We start from the raw sequence: 19,798 nt of genomic DNA, 5'->3' as shown, positions 1-19,798 counted from the left end.
GCAGATGTTTAAGGAAGAGGGAAAAGGGAAGTTCGGCAACGGATTATGTAACGGATGTAACGGATGTCAGGAAGAGGTAAGTATTTAAACAATGCCCAATGCCCAATGCCCAATGCCCAATGCCCACTGCCCAATTACCAATTACCAATTACCACTTACCAATTGCCATGAAAAGAGTTATTGTACTTGTCGGTTTACCTGCTTCGGGAAAATCTCAATTTGCTAGGGAATTGCTGCTGTCTGAACCTGCCAAGTGGGTGCGTAGCAATAAAGATTTGCTCAGAGAAATGGCTCACGCTTCTCATTGGTCGCCGGCAAATGAAAAGTTTATTGTGAAATTGAGAGATACGATTATTTTGATGGCTTTGGAAAGTGGCAAACACGTCATTGTTGATGATACTAATTTTGATCATCACATCGAGCATATCAAGGAGTTGGTTAAAGGTAAAGCTGTTGTCGAAGTTAATGATTCTTTCCTGCAAGTTCCGGTTGAAGAATGTATTAAACGGGATTTGAAAAGGCTTAATTCGGTGGGCAAAGATGTGATCATGAAGATGTACAATAAGTATGTGCGGGTTCCGGTTGGGCCGCCGGAATATAACCCGGATTTGCCGGATGCAATTATTGTTGATATGGACGGTACGCTGGCACTTCTCAACGGCAGAAATCCTTTTGATGCTTCAACGTGCCATCGCGATTTACCGAATCAGCCCGTCTTAGATACCGTTCGCAAGTGGCAAACCAGCGCCCATATTATTGTAGTGTCGGGCCGAACAGATGACTGTCAGCCTCAAACTGAAAAATGGTTGCAGCAGTATGAGGTTAATTATGCTGCCCTTTATCTGCGGAAAACCGGAGATATGAGGAAGGATGCGATTATGAAAGAAGAGTTGTATCGGCAGCATATTGCAGGGAAATATAATGTTAAGTTTGTGTTGGACGATCGCCAGCAAGTTGTTGATATGTGGAGAGGCTTGGGATTGACGGTATTCCAAGTAGATGAAGGGGATTTTTGACCTATGGTTTTTCTGACAATTGTCCCATGCCTAATGCTATAATCAAAGTAACATTACAAAAAATTTTGTTATGATAGCCATTCCCCAAGCACCCCAAAAAATGACGGTTGAGGAATACCTAGAATGGGAAGCTCAACAAGAGATTCGCCACGAATATGTCAACGGCGAAGTTTTTGCCATGACAGGCAGTACAATTCCTCATAACGATCTGGCACTTAACTTTTACAGGAACTTGTACCCGCATCTGCGTTCCAGAGGCTGTCGAATGAACGTGTCAGATGTTAAATTGCAAGTTAACTTTCAAAGCCGTTACTACTACCCGGATGTGATAGTCAGTTGCGATCCAGAAGACATTAATTCACGCAATTTCATTCAGAATCCTAAAATCATTGTGGAAGTTCTTTCTCCCAGTACAAGTGCTAAAGATCGGGATGAAAAATTCACTTGTTACCTAAAAATTCCGACTTTGCAAGAGTATATCTTGATTGATTCACAAAAGATTTTTGTTGAGCGTTACTGTCGGGGCGAGGGCAGAATGTGGCTGTACTATTCTTACACTGCTGGGGAGATTATCACTTTATCAAGCATTGAGTTTGATTTGCCGATCGCACTTTTGTATGAAGGTGTGGGATTTGAAACAGAAACAGAAACAGAAGCATAAAAACACACCTCAATTTTTCACCTTTTTTATGAACAGGCATCTTGCCTGTTCCACAGAGAGTGAATTTTATTTTGTGGTGGGCTTCGACGCCGCCCATAAACGCCGATAATGAACAGGCAAGATACCTGTTCCACAATTATTTATCTATCGCGTCCAAGCCAGCCAGCGATTAAACAAATTTTTCACCAACGGCGTCAAACGAGTGCGATTGTAAGCATCTCCTGCTTTCCGAATTGCATCAGCTTGTGTCGGATACGGGTGAATTGTGCTAGCAATCTTTCCCAAACCAATATTGTTAACCATTGCCAAAGTAATCTCGCTGATCATATCCCCAGCGTGTCGGGCTACAATAGTTGCACCTAATATTTTATCGCTGCCTTTTTTGACGTGAATTTTTACAAATCCTTCCTCTTCGCCGTCAATAATTGCCCGATCGACTTGACTGAAAGGAATTAAAAATGTATCGATATCAATGCCTTTTTCCTTAGCCTCGTGTTCCCCAATTCCGACGCGCGCAATTTCCGGGTTTGTGTAAGTACACCAAGGTATCGTCAAAGCGCTGAGTTTTTTGCGCCCTAAAAATAGAGTGTTTTGAATCACCATCCTCGCGGCAAAATCAGCAGCGTGAGTAAATTTATGTTTCATGCAAATATCACCTGCGGCATAAATGCGGGGATTAGTAGTTTGCAAATTGTCGTTGACAAATACGCCAGTTTGTGTATCGTATTCGACGCCGATCGCCTCCAGATTCAGCCCTTCCACATTGGGCGATCGCCCTGTACTCACAATAATTTCATCTACTGTTACCGATGCTTCCTTACCCTGAGATTTATAATAAATTATTTTGCCTGCATTTGTTGGCTCAACGCGCTCTATTGTGGATTCTAGTATTAGTTGAATTTCTTCGCGTACAAAAGCCTGCTGCACGATTTTAGCAGCATCCGCATCTTCTTTGTCTAAAATCTGAGCATTTTTGTGCAGCAATACGACTTCCGAACCCAGCCGCCGAAAGGCTTGACCCAATTCGCAGCCGATCGGCCCTGCGCCAATTACTGCCAAACGCTGAGGTCTTTCCGTCAGGTTAAACACAGTTTCATTTGTCAGATATCCAGCTTCTTGTAAGCCGGGAATTTGTGGTTGTAGCGCCCTTGCACCTGTGGCAATTACTGCTTTTTTAAAGCGAAGAGTTTGACCTGCAACTTCTATGGTATTATTGCTAGTAAAACTACCCGAACCTAAAAAAACATCAACTCCTAATTTGTACTGGTAGCGTTCAACAGAATCAACATCGCTGATTCCCGCCCTGATGCGGCGCAGCCGTTCCATCACAGCGGCAAAATCCACTTCTACACTGTCAGAAACATTAACACCAAATTTATTGGCTTCCCAGATATCGCCAACAGTGCGAGACGATCGAATTAAAGCTTTTGACGGCACACAACCGACATTCAAACAGTCGCCGCCCATCAAATGTTTTTCAATCAAAGCAACTTTCGCGCCCAAACCCGCGGCACCGGCAGCAACAATTAATCCAGCGGGCCCCGCGCCAATTACTACTAAATTATAAGAACTAGCCGGCTGCGGATTTACCCAATCGGGGGGATGCAAATAGGAGACTAATTTTTGGTTGTGCTCGTCCATCGGGGGGACAGTTACGCGATCAACTTTTGACTGCGACATTGGCCAATTCTCCTAATTAAATACTTTTTTCCAAAGCTTTTCTGGCTATGCGAGTGATCAAGATAGTAACAGCGACAGTAGCAAGAAAACTGATAATATTAATCAACCATTTTACTGCGGAATCTTGAGGACTTGCATACACAGTTGCCGTGCCTATCGCAGCCACCTCTCCCACCAAAGAACCGGAGTAAACGTACATAATTGTACCCGGTATCATGCCAAAGGAACCTAATACGTAATCTTTCAAAGAAACTTGAGTGATTCCCAGAGCGTAATTCAATAAATTGAAAGGAAATAAAGGACAAAGACGAGTCAAAAAAACTATTTTTAATCCTTGTTGGGAAACTGCGCGATCGAGAGCTTTAAACTTGGGGTGAGATTCCATATATTTTACCACGCGATCGCGGCACAAATAGCGCCCGATCGCAAAAGCAAATACAGCACCTAAAATGGACGCCGCAAAAACGTAAACAGAACCCCACCACAAACCAAAAATCGCCCCCCCTCCCAGCGTCAGTAGCGAACCCGGTACAAACAGCACAGTAGCCAAGTTATAAGTAGCTACAAAAGCCACTGGCCCCCACCACCCTAAATCCTCGATCCGCATTAACAGAGTTCTCAAAACATCTTGAACGTAGGCAGATCTAGTTGCTACAATTAAGATAGCAAGCAAAAGTGCGATCGAAAAAAACAACAGTATGCGTTTAAATTTTACCCTAGCATAATCTTGGATTCGTGCTTTTGCCATGATTCACCCGCAAATATTGATCAGCATTATACTCCAAACTTAAATTATTACTGTCAACTACCATAAAAGCGATAGGTTATGACACCAAAAGCCCAACTCCCAATCCCCGAACATTTTGACCCCAAAAAAATAGGCGAAGTCTGGCGAGTCCCCTACCAAGAACGCGCCACCCAAGCGAAAGATTGGGCAAAGCAGCACAACATCCAACCAGCATCCAGCGACAAAAACCGCATTTGTTTGATGATAATCGATGCCCAAAATACCTTTTGTCTGCCCGAATTTGAATTATTTGTGGGCGGGCGTTCGGGTAGCGGTGCTATCGATGACAACCTGCGGCTGTGCGAATTTATTTACCGCAATTTAAACGCGATTACAACCATTGCGCCGACAATGGACACCCACACCGCCATGCAAATTTTTCATCCAATTTTTTGGATAAACGAAGCTGGCGAACACCCCCTACCCGCCGCAACTTCTATTACACTTGAAGATGTCGAAAAAGGCATTTGGAAAGTCAATCCAGCCGTCGCCGCTAGCATCAGCGGGGGCAATTTTTCAGCACTGGAAAAACAGGCTTGCCACTACGTCAAAAAACTCAGCGCCGATGGGAAATACCCCCTGACAATTTGGCCCTATCACTCGATGCTGGGTGGCATCGGACACGCGCTGGTTTCTGCGGTGGAAGAAGCAATATTTTTTCATACTATAGCCCGCAACAGCCAAGCACTTTTTGAAATCAAAGGGGGGAATCCACTGACAGAAAACTATTCGGTTTTGCGGCCGGAAGTTTTAGATGGATTCGACGGCAATCCGATTGCGGAAAAGAATGCTAAGTTTATTGATAAATTACTCGATTTTGATGCGGTAATTATTGCCGGACAAGCCAAAAGTCACTGCGTTGCTTGGACAATTGATGATTTGTTAACGGAAATTTTGGCGCGAGATCCGAATTTGGCAAACAAGGTTTATTTGCTGGAAGATTGCACTTCGCCTGTGGTTGTTCCGGGTGTTGTTGATTTTACGGAACAAGCAGATGCAGCTTATCAAAAATTTGCGGCGGCGGGAATGAATATTGTTCAATCTACTCAGTTAATTCTGGGGGATTAAAGACGTTTGTTTTCTGTTGAGGTTTTCAGTGCAAAAAAGTATACCTTATTCACCAGTGACGGTAATTTTTGTTAGCTGGGAAGTTTGCTGCGATCGCATTTAACGGATTACTTATGATATCATATCCGAAAAATCACTTACTGTAGAAGTGTAATCAAGGAGTTTCCTGATGGCTGCAAGCGAAATTTATAGTGTTGTTCCTTTTCGGGATGCGAGTGTGCGAGCAATTTCAAAACTCTCGGTAGCCATCGCCACGACTCTTCTGAGCACAGTTGTCACTGCAACCCAAGCCTACGCAGTTCCCGTAACCTACGATTTCACCATCACTGTTACCAAAGGCGGGTTAGCGGGCAATTCCTTCGACGGTTCTTTCAGCTACGATGATGGCAAATTGAAGGGAACGGGAGTCGAAGAATTGGGAATTACTGAGGGATTAACTACCTGCCTAAATTACCTGGGACGCACTTATCGCGAAACCGATGATACCAGTTATCCTAACTTTCCCACACTCAGATTTGAGGATGGTAAGATTACACAACTAAACTTCTGGATTCAGCCGAATCAGCGAGTTAATTGGTGGAATTTACCTGGATGGGAAGTCAAGCTGTCTGAGCCTAAAATGAGCGACTCAACTGTTCCCAATTGTCAAAAACGGTGAGGCGTACTCAAGGTGCAATCGAGGGTAAAAATATACGAGAAATTAGATGCAACTGCCTACGCTTACGGTAATTTCAGGCAGCCATGCTACCAAGGTGCGATCGCCGATCATCTGCTGGGGCGATCGAATATTTGCGATATCGAGGAACGAATGACTCAAAGATTGTTTGAAAAAAACCGCATGATTCCTCTTCTCTGTCGGTCAATAGTTCCTCTGCAGTTGACGATTTTCAATAACTATTTCCCATCTAATCTGGGGACTTCTTGCAAAAAACTGCCGCTCAACATTAACTCAGTCATTCGGTCTAATTTGCCGCTGACCTTTAACTTTTTCTCTGTTTGAAAGCGCTCGATATCTGCTTGCAAATTACCAGAATTATATCCTAATTTACTCAAATAGTCAACAGCTTGTTTGTCACTTAACAAGATATCCGCCGAACGAAAAATCGGCACGTATTCTTCGCGCCAAATCTGGGTAAAAGTTGCCCTATCTAAATAGAAAATCCTGCCCCGCGCCGGGTCTCCAATGGCAGCTACACTGTCATTCATGCCCAGCAAAGCGACCGCGTGGGGTAGCTTCCGAGGGCCGTCAAATAGCCAAACTGCTAGCACTCCGGGGCGATTAATTTGCTGAATTTGCTCCCAAGTAGGCCTTAGTTCGATCGCATTTACGCCCAAAGCTCTTGCTGCTATAATTAACTGCGGCATGGAAGTTCCCAAGCGACTCGTCCGGGCAAAACGCGCTACACTCGATTCCGTCGCCTCGATTCCCCAACGCCTTAACACTGTTGCTAGGGCCGCGGGGGCGCAACTGCTGTTAGATGTTTGCCGAAATACACCGTTTGGCTGCAAATTATCTATTAAATCATCGTAAATTGGCGCCATGAAATAGTTTTCAGCGCCTGTAAATCCTCCCAATCCCAACAAGCAAATTAAAATTACTGCGATTACTTGGGGTCGCGCTGTCAACCAACTTATACTAAAGCCAATACCGCAGACTCCCATCAACATCACTCGTAGCAAAGTCCAAGTAACTTGCATCCCGTGAAAGCGCCACTCGATCGGCAAAACAGGCATTTGAGGCATATTTAGAGCCAGTAGCAGCAAGGCAATATAAAAAACCAAAAAAGCTAGGGCGATCGAATTTCGACCCTTAAACAAATCATTAGCCGTCACTCCCGATCGAACTAACACCCGCCCAAACCGCATTCCCCAAACAAACAGCACCGAACCCAGCACCAGCGTCACTACTATTTCCATGAACTCAAAATTTTGTTGCTTAACTAGGTTGTAACATTTATGCGATCGACTTGAACCCCAATCAATAGTAGGAGAGAGGAAGAGTGGGAGAGAGAATTTGACGATGTTTGGGTTTCGTTCTTCAATTTCCCGCTACAATCGAATAAACAAGATTTATCCAACCAAAATCGCAGCAGGTAGAACAACCGTTAATCCTAAAGGCTTGGCCTGCATCGCTTGCTCGACATTAAGTTTTGCCAGGTTTTTATTGATGAGTGTGAATCAATGGTTGACAATCAGATAATTCAGCTACCTAACCCCAAAGGAGAGATTGCTATGTTTGTCAACTTAAAGCTGAGAAACCAGATGTTACTCGGATATGCAGTTCCCATTGCTTTATTTGTAGGATTAGTAGCGCCAGTTTTCTCTAGCGCCAGTAAGATAGCCGAGTCATATAAACAAACAAAAAGCTCGCTTATTGCCATAGAAGGGACAGATTCTATGAGTTTTTACATGGCCAAGATGGTGGGAGATACTAGGGGCTATATTCTGATCAAGGATGGAGATTATTTAAATGCTTATCAGAAAAATTTACAAACATTTAAAGAAACAGCAGCATCTCTAGGCAAGACGATTGAAAATCCCAGACAAAAAGAGCGATTGCAAAAATTAATGGGCTTACAAAAACAATATGATGATTTTGCTGGACAAATGATTAATTTAGTCAAGCAAGGAAAGCAAAAAGAAGCGCTAGAAGTTTTTGCCACGAAAAAAGGGACATTAATCATCAATGAATTCAACGAATTAAATCGCTCTTTTAATGAAAAAGAGCATGAAATTTTGGACGCTGCAACTTCCAAGGCAGAAGAAAATATCAGATTTTTAGTCGCTGCCGTTTTGGTTGGTGCCGTCTTAGGCATCACGATCGCCTTACTTGCTGCCTTTTTAATCTCTTCAGGTATTGCTAAAACAATTAGTGACGCAGTGAATGCGATCGCCAGTTCTTCCACAGAGATTGCGGCCACAGTGGAAGAACAGGAACGCACAGCCGCACACCAATCGAGCTCTGTAAATCAAACTACAATCACAATGGATGAGTTGGGCGCGGCTTCCCAACAATCAGCCCAACAAGCCCAAGCTGGTGCGGAATCTGCACGGCAAGCTTTAAAGAGCACTGAAAAGGGAACCCTAGCCGTGGAGCAAACCCTGGAATCGATGATAATATTGAAAGAAAATGTCGGGGCAATCGCAGCACAAATTCTGCAATTGAGCGAACAGACCCATCAGATTGGCAATATCTCTACTGATGTCACAGATTTAGCCAATCAAACAAATATGCTGGCACTGAATGCCTCAGTAGAAGCAGTCCGGGCCGGCGAAAACGCCAAAGGTTTTACTGTCATAGCCACAGAAATCCGCAAACTAGCAGACCAAAGTAAGAAATCAGCCGAGAAAATTAACCGCCTAGTCGATGATATCAAGAATGCGATAAATTCCACCGTAACTGTGACAAAGGAAGGTACTAGAACAGTAGAATTAGGAACAAAGATTAGTCAAGAAACGGCAGCAGCTTTCTCGGAAATAGCAAATGCTGTTAACAATCTGGTATTGAACAATCAACAAATTTCTCTAACTGCTCAACAACAAGCAGTGGCTATTCAACAAGTAGTGGAGGCGATGAACAGCCTCAACCTATCGGCACAAGAAACTGCTAGTGGTATTACTCAAACCAAAGTAGGCACTCAACAATTGAACGATGCAGCCCAAAATCTCAATTCAATTGTCTAAGTTAGTGGGTAGATGCTGGTTTTCTGTGGATGTCAAGTAATAATATTTATGGGAGCATCTCAATGAAAGCAGCCAAGGTAGAAATGGGAGTTGGGAGTTGGGAGTTGGGAGCCAGGAGCCAGGAGGAAAGAGTCAGAAGGAAGGAGCCAGAAGAAGTGTTTTTACAAATATGAGATGCTCCCATATTTATTATATTCCCCATTAAACCCGCCCCTAGAGTCGCTAGTGAAAAACCCTACTAAGATCGACGGATATATGCGTAAAGAAATAGGCTAATAACGCAAGTTGCTAGTTATTCCCCCTCATCCCCCATCCCGCAATTTTGCACCAGGGGATAAGGGCAGTAAGAGTAGGATTAAAGCTTCTCGCCCATCTATAAAATTTTTTCCTTTTCCCCTTGCTCTTTTAGGAGGGGCAGGCGGAGGTGGCAGAAGGCTTGGGAAGAGGGTGAATCAATGTATAGGACATAATTAGCAACTTATTTTAATAGGACTTACGCAAGGAATCATTTTTCACACTATCTATTTTGCCAAAGTAAATAACTAATCAAGGAGTAAAAAGGGCAATGTCGCAAAATATTATTCGGCTGAGTAAAGTAGTTCCGTTAGGCTTCGGCTCAATTTTTTTGTTAATGATTAGCATCGGATTGGCTACTAAATTGAGTATGGATAATTTAGCCGAAGCTATTGAGTTGCAAACGCACACCTATGTAGTCAAGACAAACTTGCAAGCTATAGAAAAAGGTTTATTGGATGCTGAAACAGGACAGCGGGGGTTTATCTTCGCTGGAAATGAGGAATTTTTAGAACCTTACAACAAGGGGAGAGTCGCCTTTTATAAAACAGTAAATGATACAAAAGAGTTAATAAAAGATAACCCGGAGCAAGTTAAAAGGTTGGAGCAAGTTGAAAATTTTGCTCAGCAAAAACTAGATGAATTAGCGGAAACTATATCCCTGAAAAGGGCTGGAAACGAACCCGAATTAAGAGCCTTGGTGATTTCAGGTAAAGGCAAGATATTTATGGATGAAATTAGGGATAAGCTGGCAGAAATGCTTAAGGTAGAAGATACTCTACTGGTTCAACGAACAAAAATAGCAAAACAGTCGGAGCAATTAGCGACGATTGTTTCTATAGGGGGTACGGTTATTGCTGTAGTATTGGGTTCATTTATTGTCTTGTTTATTTCAAATAAAATTATCCGACCAATCAATCAGGTAGCAAATACGATCGCCAGTTCTTCCACAGAGATTGCTGCTACAGTTGAACAGCAGGAACGTACAGCAGCACAGCAATCGAGATCGGTAAATCAAACTACAACCACAATGGATGAGTTGGGCGCTGCTTCCCAACAATCAGCCCAGCAAGCCCACGCTGGTGCGGAATCTGCACGGCAAGCTTTAAAGATCGCTGAAAAGGGAACCCTAGCAGTGGAGCAAACACTGGAATCGATGACAATCTTGAAAAAAAATGTCGGGGCGATAGCGTCACAAATTCTGAACTTGAGCGAACAAACCCATCAGATTGGCAATATCTCTACGGATGTCACAGATTTAGCCAATCAAACAAATATGCTGGCACTGAATGCCTCAGTAGAAGCAGTCCGGGCCGGCGAAAACGCCAAAGGTTTTACTGTCATAGCCACAGAAATCCGCAAACTAGCAGATAAAAGTAAGAAATCAGCCGAGAAAATTAACCGCCTAGTCGATGATATCAAGAATGCGATAAATTCCACCGTAACGGTGACAAAGGAAGGTACTAAAACAGTAGAAGAAGGAACCAAAATCAGTCAAGAAACGGCAGCAGCTTTCTCGGAAGTGGCAAATGCTGTTAACAATGTGGTATTAAACAATCAACAAATTTCTCTAACTGCTCAACAACAAGCAGTGGCCATTCAACAAGTAGTCGATGCGATGAACAGCCTCAACCTAGCGGCAAAAGAAACCGCTAGTGGTATTACTCAAACCAAAGTAGGCACTCAACAATTGAACGATGCAGCCCAAAATCTCAATTCAATTGTCTAAATGGCGCTCAGTCTTTTGGGGATAGCAGACGAGCAATTGATAGCATTGAGTCATGAATTGAGCTCCCTGCCCTCCCAGCTTGTCAAACAGTCGGCATCCAAGTCAAAGTGTTCGCAGGCGATCGCATCGCCAAAGCCAGGGCGATCGAATTTCTGCCCTTAAACAAATCCTAAACAGTAACGGACGATCGAACTAACACCCGCCCGAAGCGCATTCCCCAGACAAACAGCACCGAACCCAGCACCAGCGTCACAAGTATTTCCATAAGTTCAGAATATGGTCGCTTAACTAGGTTGTAACACGCTCTGCGATCGTCCGTGGGGCAGCGGAGGAGGAGGAGAGAGGGAGCATTTTTCTTTTGCCTCCTGCCTTCTTCCCTCTTTCTTCAACCACACCTAAAATTTGCAAAATGTCAAGGGATTTGATCGACTTTTCCCCACCTTAGCCACCAAGTCCCAAACAAGATTTAGCGCCGGAAAAAATCCCCCAAATCTCTTGTCACAAACGGCCACATCCGTTGTAATATAGATGTAAGTCACAGCCCGTTAAAGTAATCAACCAAAAATTAAGCCGCTCAATATATTCACGCTCCAAAAAGCGCTGAGTTGTATTGAGCGTGCCTATTAAGGAGCGATCGAAGCTCGTCAGACACCTCAAATATTCAGGAAGAATCATGCCATCAAGATCCGCCAACGATGTAGACGTAGCAGAGCAATATTGGCACTACCTAGAAATATCCAAGGTTGCAACAATCTTAGAAACCAACCTGGAAAGCGGTTTAGAACCGACAGAGGCCAACCATCGCCAACAGAAATTCGGGCCCAACGAACTAACGGTTAAAGCAGGGAAACCAGCCTGGTTAAAATTTATCCTGCAATTTAACCAACCGCTCCTGATCATCTTGCTGAGTGCAGGTTTAATCAAAGCAGTGATCGGAGAATGGCTCAACGCTAGCGTAATTTGGGGCGTAACAACCACCAACGCTACTATTAGTTTCATCCAAGAAGCTGGAGCTGAGAAAAAAATTGAAGCCCTAGCACAAGCTGTCACCACCGAAGCCACAGTAATTCGGGGCGGCAAAAAATTAAGAATTCCCTCCAAAGAACTCGTTGTCGGCGACTTAGTAACCCTGACTTCCGGCGACAAAGTACCGGCAGACTTGCGCTTAGTGAAAGTCCGCGACTTGCAAATCGACGAATCGGGACTCACCGGGGAATCAGTTGCTGTCGAAAAAGAATTAGGACAGTCTGGAGACATAGTTCTGCCAAAAGAAACGCCACTAGCAGAACGCGATAACATGGCCTATGCCGGCAGTTTTGTCACTTTTGGCCAAGCTAGCGGCATCGTAATTGCGATCGCCAATAAAACCGAAACCGGCAAAATCTCCCAACTATTAGATCGACACATCGACCTCACCACTCCCTTAACCCGCAAATTCAACCAATTCAGTCAAAACTGGCTGCTATTCGTGTTGGGAATGGCAACCTTGACGTTCGCCGTCAGATTGGGCAGACCTGTCCCAGAGGGGGTTTCAGCCTTTAAAGAAGCAGTCGAACCCGCAGTCGCCCTGATTGTCGGCGCAATTCCCGAAGGCTTACCCGCCGTCATCACCGTCACCCTAGCCGTAGGCGTTTCCCGGATGGCAAATCGCCACGCGATCGTCCGCAAATTGCCCGCAGTCGAAACCCTCGGCGGCGCTACAGTCATCTGTTCCGACAAAACCGGAACTTTGACGGAAAACCAAATGACGGTGCAAGAAATCTATTCTGGCGGCGCATCCTACTCGGTTACGGGTACGGGATACAGCCCCGAAGGTGAAATTCAACTCAACCAACTGCCAATTACTGTCAGCCAAGCTCCAACTTTGCAAGAATGTTTACAAGCTGGACTTCTTTGCAACGACTCTCAGTTGGAATTCAAAGACGATAATTGGATTGTCGTCGGAGATCCGACAGAAGGAGCGTTAATTGCTGCGGGCAAAAAAGCTGATTTGAGCCAGCAAATTTTGTCCAAGTCAATGCAGCGGCTGGATTCAATTCCCTTTGAATCTCAGTTTCAATACATGGCGACGCTGCACCGAACTCCCACTGGCAAAATTTTGTACGTCAAAGGTTCCGTAGAATCAATTCTCGGCCGCTGCGGTTCCAGTCTCGACACTCAAGGAAATCCGGTAGAAGCCGATCGGGAACAAATCCACCATCAAGTCGATGAAATGGCAAAGCAAGGCTTGCGCGTCTTGGCTTTAGCGAAAAAGCCAGTACCCGAAAGCCAAAATTCCGTCGATCACTCGGATTTGGAGTCAGGGCTGGTTTTCTTGGGACTGCAAGGCATGATTGACCCGCCGCGGGCAGAAGCGATCGCAGCCGTCCAAGCTTGTCAAACCGCCGGCATCCAAGTCAAAATGATTACCGGCGACCACATCGCTACAGCCAAGGCGATCGCCCGCCGCATGGGATTCCGCAAAACTAAACACCACAGAGAACTTGTAGCCTACACTGGCGCCGAGCTCGCCTCCATGAGCAAGCAGGAACTCGGCGAAGCCGTAGAAGCCGGCTCAGTTTTTGCCCGCGTCGCCCCCGAACAAAAACTCCGCCTGGTAGAAGCTTTGCAGCAAAAAGGCGAAATTGTGGCGATGACGGGAGACGGCGTTAACGACGCGCCGGCGCTGAAACAAGCGGATATCGGTATTGCGATGGGCAGCGGTACTGAGGTTTCTAAGGAAGCCGCCGACATGATTCTTACCGATGATAACTTTGCGTCGATCGAATCTGCTGTCGAAGAAGGGCGATCGGTTTACAAAAATCTGCTCAAAGCAATCAGCTTCATTCTCCCAGTCAACGGCGGAGAATCAATGACAATTTTGCTCAGCACCCTCCTAGGTCGAGAATTGCCGATTTTGTCGCTACAAATTCTCTGGCTGAATATGCTCAACTCGATCACCATGACAGTGCCTCTGGCTTTCGAGCCCAAGTCAGCGGGAGTCATGAAACAGCAGCCCCGACCGGTAAACGAACCTTTCCTGACTCAAAATCGGATCAAGCGGATCATCGCTATTTCTCTTTACAACTGGACTCTGATTTTCGGAATGTTTGAATGGGTACGCCAAGCTCCTTGGGGAACCTTGGAACTGGCCCGCACGATGGCGATTCAAGCTTTGGTAATGGGGAGAATTTTTTACCTGTTGAGTCTCAGCCAGTTGTTGCCTTCTTTGATTGCTAAATTTAGCGGTTCTAAGGAAGAAGTTAGTGGCGCCCCCGCCCTCGGTGTGGGAATTGTCCTGGCAATAATTTTGCAGATTATCTTTGCTAACTCTCCCTTTGTCAATCGCATATTTGAGACGGCTCCGATGAATCTGGATCAGTGGCTGATTTGCTTCGGTGTCGCTCTGCCCATGATCGGTGTTGCTCTCTCCGTCAACCGCTTTGATCCACCGAACTAATCGAACTTGTAGGTACTGCGACCGATTAGTAATTTCGGGTGCTTAGAAACCGGGTTTCTTCAAGAAACCCGGTTTCTCTGTTTTACAGAAATCGCAACTGAAAGCCCACGTCATATCATATCCGGTAAATTACTTACGATTAAGCGCCAATTTTAGTCCACCACTGAAAACCAGTTAACCCTTTGAAAATAGGCGAATCGTACAATGTTAATTTTTTCTGTATAAAAGACTACAATAGCTCTGAAGAAAAATAGACATATATTAACAAAGTAAATGTGCGGTAGCTGCGATGTTGGCAACTTATTGACAATAGAGTTGAAGGCTGCCCGATCGGCCTTCGTTACAACCTTTACCCAGCAAGTCTTAGTTTGAAGCAGTTTTGATAAGCCAACCAGCTCGCCCTTTCCAACGGTTCGTTATCGATAGCGTGATCCTAAAAGATTTACTTATCAATCAAATTTAATAATTGTTTTAGAATTTCTGCAATAGTACGGTAGAGTTAATTATCAAGCCAAGAAAATGTGCTGCTCGCTTTTTGGGAGATCGCACCGCTCGGCCGATCGTCGAGATATTGAGTTAATCAAAAGTGTAAAATCAGCAGGGATAGTTTAAAGACTTATGCTAGCTATAAATCTTTTGATCCCTCCTGCGAACCAGCGCCCAAAACAGTTCGCTAAATTCCATTAACGAACAGAAAAAAAGCGCATTGATAAACTTCAGTGATGTCGTTACAGAAGATTATGAATTGCAGCGAGGCTAGACTATGACAAAATTTTCAGAGCAATTTTCTCGGCGTAAATTTATCGTTACAGCAGGTGCATCTGCTGTCAGTTCAATACTGCTCAAAGGCTGTTTGGGAAATCCTCCAGAACCCGGTGCCACTGCTGGTGCTGACGGCGCGATACCCGCAGCTACCTCAGTAATGGCTGTTGCCAACGAGAAAAGAGTCGAAGGAATTGAAAGCACTAAAATCACATTGGGATACATCCCGATCGTCGAAGCAGCACCTTTAATCATTGCCCAAGAAAAAGGCTTTTTTGCCAAATACGGCATGACTGAGGTAACAGTTGCTAAGCAAGCCAACTGGGGTTCTGCCAGAGATAACCTAGAAATTGGATCGGCAGGCGGCGGCATTGACGGTGGCCAGTGGCAAATGCCGATGCCTTATCAAATTAGTAAAGGGTTGATTACCAAAAACAGCGTCCAAATCCCCATGTATGTTCTAGCCCAGTTGAACACTCAAGGAAATGGAATTGCGATCGCCGGAAAACACAAAGGCAAAGGCATCGGGCTCAAACTAGACCAAGCGGCCCAAGACTACATGAAAGGCCTCAAAAAAGCAGGCACGCCCTTCAAAGCAGCCTACACCTTCCCCAAAGCCAATCAAGACTTTTGGATTCGCTACTGGCTAGCAGCTAACGGCATCGATCCCGACACAGAAGCCGAGTTGCTAACAGTACCGTCAGCGCAAACCGTAGCCAACATGAAAACCGGCAGCATGGACGGTTTCAGTACCGGCGACCCCTGGCCCCTGCGGATCGTCACAGAGGACATCGGCTTCATGTCCGCCCTGACTGGCCAAATCTGGAAAGATCACCCAGAGGAATATCTCGCTATTCGTGGCGACTGGGTAGACAAACACCCCAAGGCCACAGAAGCCCTGCTAGCAGGACTGATCGAAGCGCAGCAGTGGTGCGACAAACCAGAAAATCGCCCAGAATTAGTAGCCATTACTTCTGGCAGAAACTACTTTGACGTAGCTCCGGCAGTTTTGACACCTCCCTACCAAGGCAAGTACCTCATGGGTGACGGCCAACCAGCGATCGACGATTTCAAGATGAGTCCGCTGTACTGGAAAGACGACCTCGGCAACGTTTCTTATCCCTACAAGAGTCACGATTTGTGGTTCTTAACCGAAAGCGTGCGCTGGGGTTTCTTGCCAACTAACACCTTGGCCGATTCTAAGACAATCATCGATAAAGTCAACCGAGAAGATTTGTGGAAAGCCGCAGCAAAATTAGCCGGAGTTGCTGATGCTGACATTCCGAAAAGTACGTCTCGGGGTGTTGAGAAGTTCTTTGACGGCACAGAATTCAACCCGGAAAATCCAGAAGCTTATCTCAAGAGTTTGGCAATTAAAAAAGTGTGATGGGGTCTTAGCTTCCCATAATTTACTCTCAAAGTTTAGTCTCGAAAATACACAGCACCAGACATAGGAGATTAGCAGCATGGCTGTAAGTACAAGTCGGAGAGGCGGCAATGCACAAGGAGCATTTGGCGAATTTTGGAAGAAGAATTCCCCAAATATCTTGCCGCCAATTTTAGGAGTTTTGGGCTTTCTGTTGGTTTGGCAATTCTTGTCAAGTACGGGACTGATCAAACTGCCGGGGCCGATCAGCATTTGGACTGACGAACGGACGCGGATTTTGTTGCTGTATCCTTTCATGAACTCCAAAACCTACGGAATTGGATTATTTTGGCAGACTTTGGCGAGTTTGGAACGGGTGGCAAAAGGCTACACTCTCGCGGCCGTTGTGGGAATTGGTACGGGTGTTTTGGTAGGTACAAATCCTTTTCTAAACCGCGCTTTAGATCCACTTTTTCAGTTTTTGCGGATGGTGGCGCCTTTGGCTTGGGTGCCCATTGCCCTGGCTGCACTGCAACAAAACGAACCTGCTGCTTTGTTCGTGATTTTTATCACTTCAGTTTGGCCGATTTTAATCAACACGGCTGAAGGTGTTCGCCAAATTCCCGACGATTACAACAACGTGGCGAAAGTGCTGCAACTTTCTCGTCAGGAATATTACATGAATATTTTGTTTCCGTCGGCGCTTCCTTATATCTTCACAGGATTGAGAATTGCGATCGGTTTGGCTTGGCTGGCGATTATTGCTGCGGAAATCGTGATGTCTGGGATTACGGGTATCGGCTTCTTTATTTGGAATGCTTACCAGCAAAACTACATCAGCGAAATTCTGTTAGCGGTGTTCTACATTGGGGCTGTTGGTTTATTGCTCGATCGCATGATGGCTTGGTTGCAGCAAAAGATTGCTCCTTCTCAAGGAAAGTAGCTAATTAGATATGTTGACTGTTCACAGTTGACTGTTCACAGTTGACTGTTGACGGTTCACGGTTACAGCAATTACGAACTCCCTGGCTGAGAAACCTTTTTTTTTAACTGTTGTTAATGGATTAAAAAAAGTTTTTTGGTTGATTTAAGAAACAGGTTGCTGTCTCCAGTCATATATTAACTATTAGCTGTTATATATCAACAGCGAACAGTCAACAGTCAACAGTCAACAGTCAACAGTCAAATAACAAACTTACAAAAAAGGCAAGAAAATCATGTCTGTTTTGATTGCAGTAGAACAAGTCGGAAAAGTATTTAATTTAACAGACGGCGGCACATACATAGCCCTCAAAGGCATCGACTTAGAAATTAAAAAAGGAGAATTTATCTCCTTAATCGGACACTCCGGCTGCGGTAAATCTACGCTACTAAATATGGTGGCAGGTTTGGATCTACCCACAGAAGGATTGGTGACGATCGACGGACAAAGAATTACCCAGCCAGGCCCCGATCGCATGGTAGTATTCCAAAACTATTCGCTGCTACCTTGGCGGACGGTCAGAGAAAATATTACCCTAGCCGTAGACTCGGTAATGAGCGGCTTACCCAAAGCCGAACGCCTCGAAATCATTCAAAAACACATCGATATGGTGGGCTTGACGCCCCACGCCGAGAAGCAACCCGCACTGCTATCAGGCGGACAAAAACAGCGGGTGGCGATCGCCCGTGCTCTGGCCCTGCGCCCCAAACTGTTACTCTTAGACGAACCCTTCGGCGCTTTGGATGCTTTGACTCGCGGCAACTTGCAAGAAAAGTTGATGGAAATTTGCCAAGAGTACGAAATTAGTGCTCTGATGGTGACTCACGACGTGGATGAGGCGGTGTTGCTGAGCGATCGCATTGTCATGCTCACCAACGGCCCAGAATCGAAGATTGGCGGGATTCTCGAAGTAGACATCCCCCGCCCCCGCAAACGGATGGAAGTCGTCTCACACCCCAGCTACTACGCTCTACGTAGCGAAATGATTTACTTCCTCAACCAGCAGAAGCGCGTCAAAAAACTGCGGGCGCGGAAAGTACCCGCGATCGCCCGCCACGGCCTAGAAAAAGTCAACCTCGAACTCGGCTTTATTCCTCTGGCAGCCTGTGCTCCCCTCGCTGTCGCTAAAGAAAAAGGCTTTTTTGCCAAGCACGGTCTCGATGAAGTCCACCTCGTGCGGGAAACAAGCTGGCGCGGCATCGTAGACGGCATCGCCGCAGGTTACTTAGACGCAGCCCAAATGCCCTCTGGGATGGCGATGTGGTTGAGCTTGGGGGGCCACCAAGAGCAGCCGATTCCGACGGTTACAGCCCTCACCATGAGCCGCAATGGTAACGGAATTACCCTCGCGAGGCGCTTTTACGACCAAGGGATCTACACTCTGGCAGACTTTAAAAAAATGCTCCAGAGAACGCCCGCGCAAACCCACCGTATGGGCATCGTTCACCCTTCTTCGATGCACAACCTGTTGCTGCGTTACTGGCTGGCTTCCGGTGGCATTGACCCGGATCGCGATGTGTTGCTGAAAAATATCCCACCAGCTCAAATGATCGTTGACTTGCAGGGCGGCACTATTGACGGTTTCTGCGTCGGCGAACCTTGGAACTTGCGGGCATCGATGGAAGGAGTCGGCTTTACAGTGGCTACAGATTTGGAACTGTGGCCCGGACACCCCGGCAAAATTCTCGGAGTTCGGGAAGACTGGGCAAATGCTTATCCCAACACTCACATTGCTCTAGTCAAAGCTTTGCTGGAAGCTTGTCACTACTGCGCCGATCCAAATCACGCCGCCGAGGTTTCGGAAATTGTCGCGGGAAGGGAGTACGTCGCTACTGATAAGAGTTACATCCAACTAGGCGACCCGAGATCTGTTGCTTGCAACCTCGATACTCCGATGCGGGAATACGCCCACCACTTGTTTTCTGGAGATGGGGTTAATCGCCCAAGCCGCACCGAACAACTCTGGCACATGGTGCAGATGGCGCGCTGGGGCGATACTGTGTTCCCGCGCAACTGGGTGGAAATTCTGGAGCGGGTGGTGCGAGTCGGTGCGTTCAGCACGGCTGCGCGAGAGCTGGGGATGGCTGATATTACTTATACTCGCGGTTCTCTCAGCTTGTTTGACGGCTCGGTGTTTAATGCTGACGATCCGATCGGCTATCTCAACAATCTGGCGATTAAACGCGACTTCACGATGGCGGAAGTTGTACTCGATTCCGGCCGCCGAGCTGCTTAGAGCGGTTTTTAGTTAGATAAAAACAGGGTAATTGCTAATTGTTAGTTGTTAGTTTTTAAGTGCTAATTGCTAGTGAGCAATTCCCTCTTCATGA

At 45.8% G+C, this 19,798-nt stretch carries 13 protein-coding genes; 10 read left to right on the top strand and 3 right to left on the bottom strand.

Features of this window, described 5'->3' with window-relative positions:
• Positions 1–119: 119 nt before the first annotated feature.
• Together Q5691_RS00405 and Q5691_RS00400 are read left to right on the top strand one after the other, a co-directional pair.
• Positions 120–1,016 (top strand): phosphatase domain-containing protein, encoded by an 897-nt coding sequence (locus Q5691_RS00405; RefSeq protein WP_333343713.1) that lies wholly within the window; start codon positions 120–122, stop codon positions 1,014–1,016.
• A gap of 70 nt (positions 1,017–1,086) precedes the next feature.
• On the top strand, positions 1,087–1,677 hold the full coding sequence (locus Q5691_RS00400) for a Uma2 family endonuclease (RefSeq protein ID WP_333343712.1): 591 nt from the start codon (positions 1,087–1,089) through the stop codon (positions 1,675–1,677).
• Positions 1,678–1,821: 144 nt separating this feature from the next.
• Here Q5691_RS00400 and Q5691_RS00395 read toward each other — a convergent pair whose 3' ends face one another.
• A complete protein-coding gene (locus tag Q5691_RS00395; protein WP_333343711.1) occupies positions 1,822–3,357 on the bottom strand; it encodes a mercuric reductase in 1,536 nt (511 codons plus the stop codon).
• 16 nt (positions 3,358–3,373) lie between these two features.
• Complete coding sequence (locus Q5691_RS00390) at positions 3,374–4,105, bottom strand: TVP38/TMEM64 family protein (RefSeq protein WP_333210911.1); 732 nt, start codon at positions 4,103–4,105, stop codon at positions 3,374–3,376.
• A 78-nt stretch (positions 4,106–4,183) separates the two neighbouring features.
• On the opposite strand from Q5691_RS00390, the gene Q5691_RS00385 reads away from it, so the two are divergent.
• Positions 4,184–5,212 carry an isochorismatase gene (locus Q5691_RS00385; RefSeq protein WP_333309933.1) on the top strand — a complete coding sequence of 343 codons (1,029 nt, stop codon included), beginning with the start codon at positions 4,184–4,186 and terminating at the stop codon, positions 5,210–5,212.
• A gap of 169 nt (positions 5,213–5,381) precedes the next feature.
• Positions 5,382–5,870 (top strand): hypothetical protein, encoded by a 489-nt coding sequence (locus Q5691_RS00380; protein WP_333210914.1) that lies wholly within the window; start codon positions 5,382–5,384, stop codon positions 5,868–5,870.
• A gap of 236 nt (positions 5,871–6,106) precedes the next feature.
• Here the strand turns inward: Q5691_RS00380 and Q5691_RS00375 are convergent, their stop codons facing one another.
• Complete coding sequence (locus tag Q5691_RS00375; RefSeq protein ID WP_333210916.1) at positions 6,107–7,129, bottom strand: cysteine peptidase family C39 domain-containing protein; 1,023 nt, start codon at positions 7,127–7,129, stop codon at positions 6,107–6,109.
• 264 nt (positions 7,130–7,393) lie between these two features.
• Between Q5691_RS00375 and Q5691_RS00370 the strand changes: the two genes are divergently transcribed.
• From Q5691_RS00370 to Q5691_RS00345, 6 genes are all read left to right on the top strand, one after another.
• Complete coding sequence (locus Q5691_RS00370) at positions 7,394–8,896, top strand: methyl-accepting chemotaxis protein (protein WP_333309936.1); 1,503 nt, start codon at positions 7,394–7,396, stop codon at positions 8,894–8,896.
• Positions 8,897–9,461: 565 nt separating this feature from the next.
• On the top strand, positions 9,462–10,919 hold the full coding sequence (locus Q5691_RS00365; RefSeq protein ID WP_333210920.1) for a CHASE3 domain-containing protein: 1,458 nt from the start codon (positions 9,462–9,464) through the stop codon (positions 10,917–10,919).
• A gap of 673 nt (positions 10,920–11,592) precedes the next feature.
• Complete coding sequence (locus Q5691_RS00360; RefSeq protein WP_333210923.1) at positions 11,593–14,358, top strand: HAD-IC family P-type ATPase; 2,766 nt, start codon at positions 11,593–11,595, stop codon at positions 14,356–14,358.
• A gap of 763 nt (positions 14,359–15,121) precedes the next feature.
• The gene (locus Q5691_RS00355) at positions 15,122–16,507 is read left to right on the top strand and encodes a CmpA/NrtA family ABC transporter substrate-binding protein (protein WP_333210925.1); all 1,386 of its coding nucleotides are present in this window, start codon (positions 15,122–15,124) and stop codon (positions 16,505–16,507) included.
• A 79-nt stretch (positions 16,508–16,586) separates the two neighbouring features.
• Complete coding sequence (ntrB, locus tag Q5691_RS00350; protein WP_333158843.1) at positions 16,587–17,429, top strand: nitrate ABC transporter permease; 843 nt, start codon at positions 16,587–16,589, stop codon at positions 17,427–17,429.
• A 274-nt stretch (positions 17,430–17,703) separates the two neighbouring features.
• Positions 17,704–19,704, top strand: a complete 2,001-nt coding sequence (locus Q5691_RS00345) for a nitrate ABC transporter ATP-binding protein (RefSeq protein WP_333207146.1) — start codon at positions 17,704–17,706, stop codon at positions 19,702–19,704.
• The last annotated feature ends 94 nt before the right edge of the window (positions 19,705–19,798 follow it).

The sequence above is a fragment of the Microcoleus sp. w1-18aA5 genome (assembly GCF_036701705.1).
Lineage (GTDB): Bacteria > Cyanobacteriota > Cyanobacteriia > Cyanobacteriales > Microcoleaceae > Microcoleus.
The sequence above is the reverse complement of the archived record's forward strand: the minus strand, read 5'-3'. Positions and strand labels throughout refer to the sequence as shown.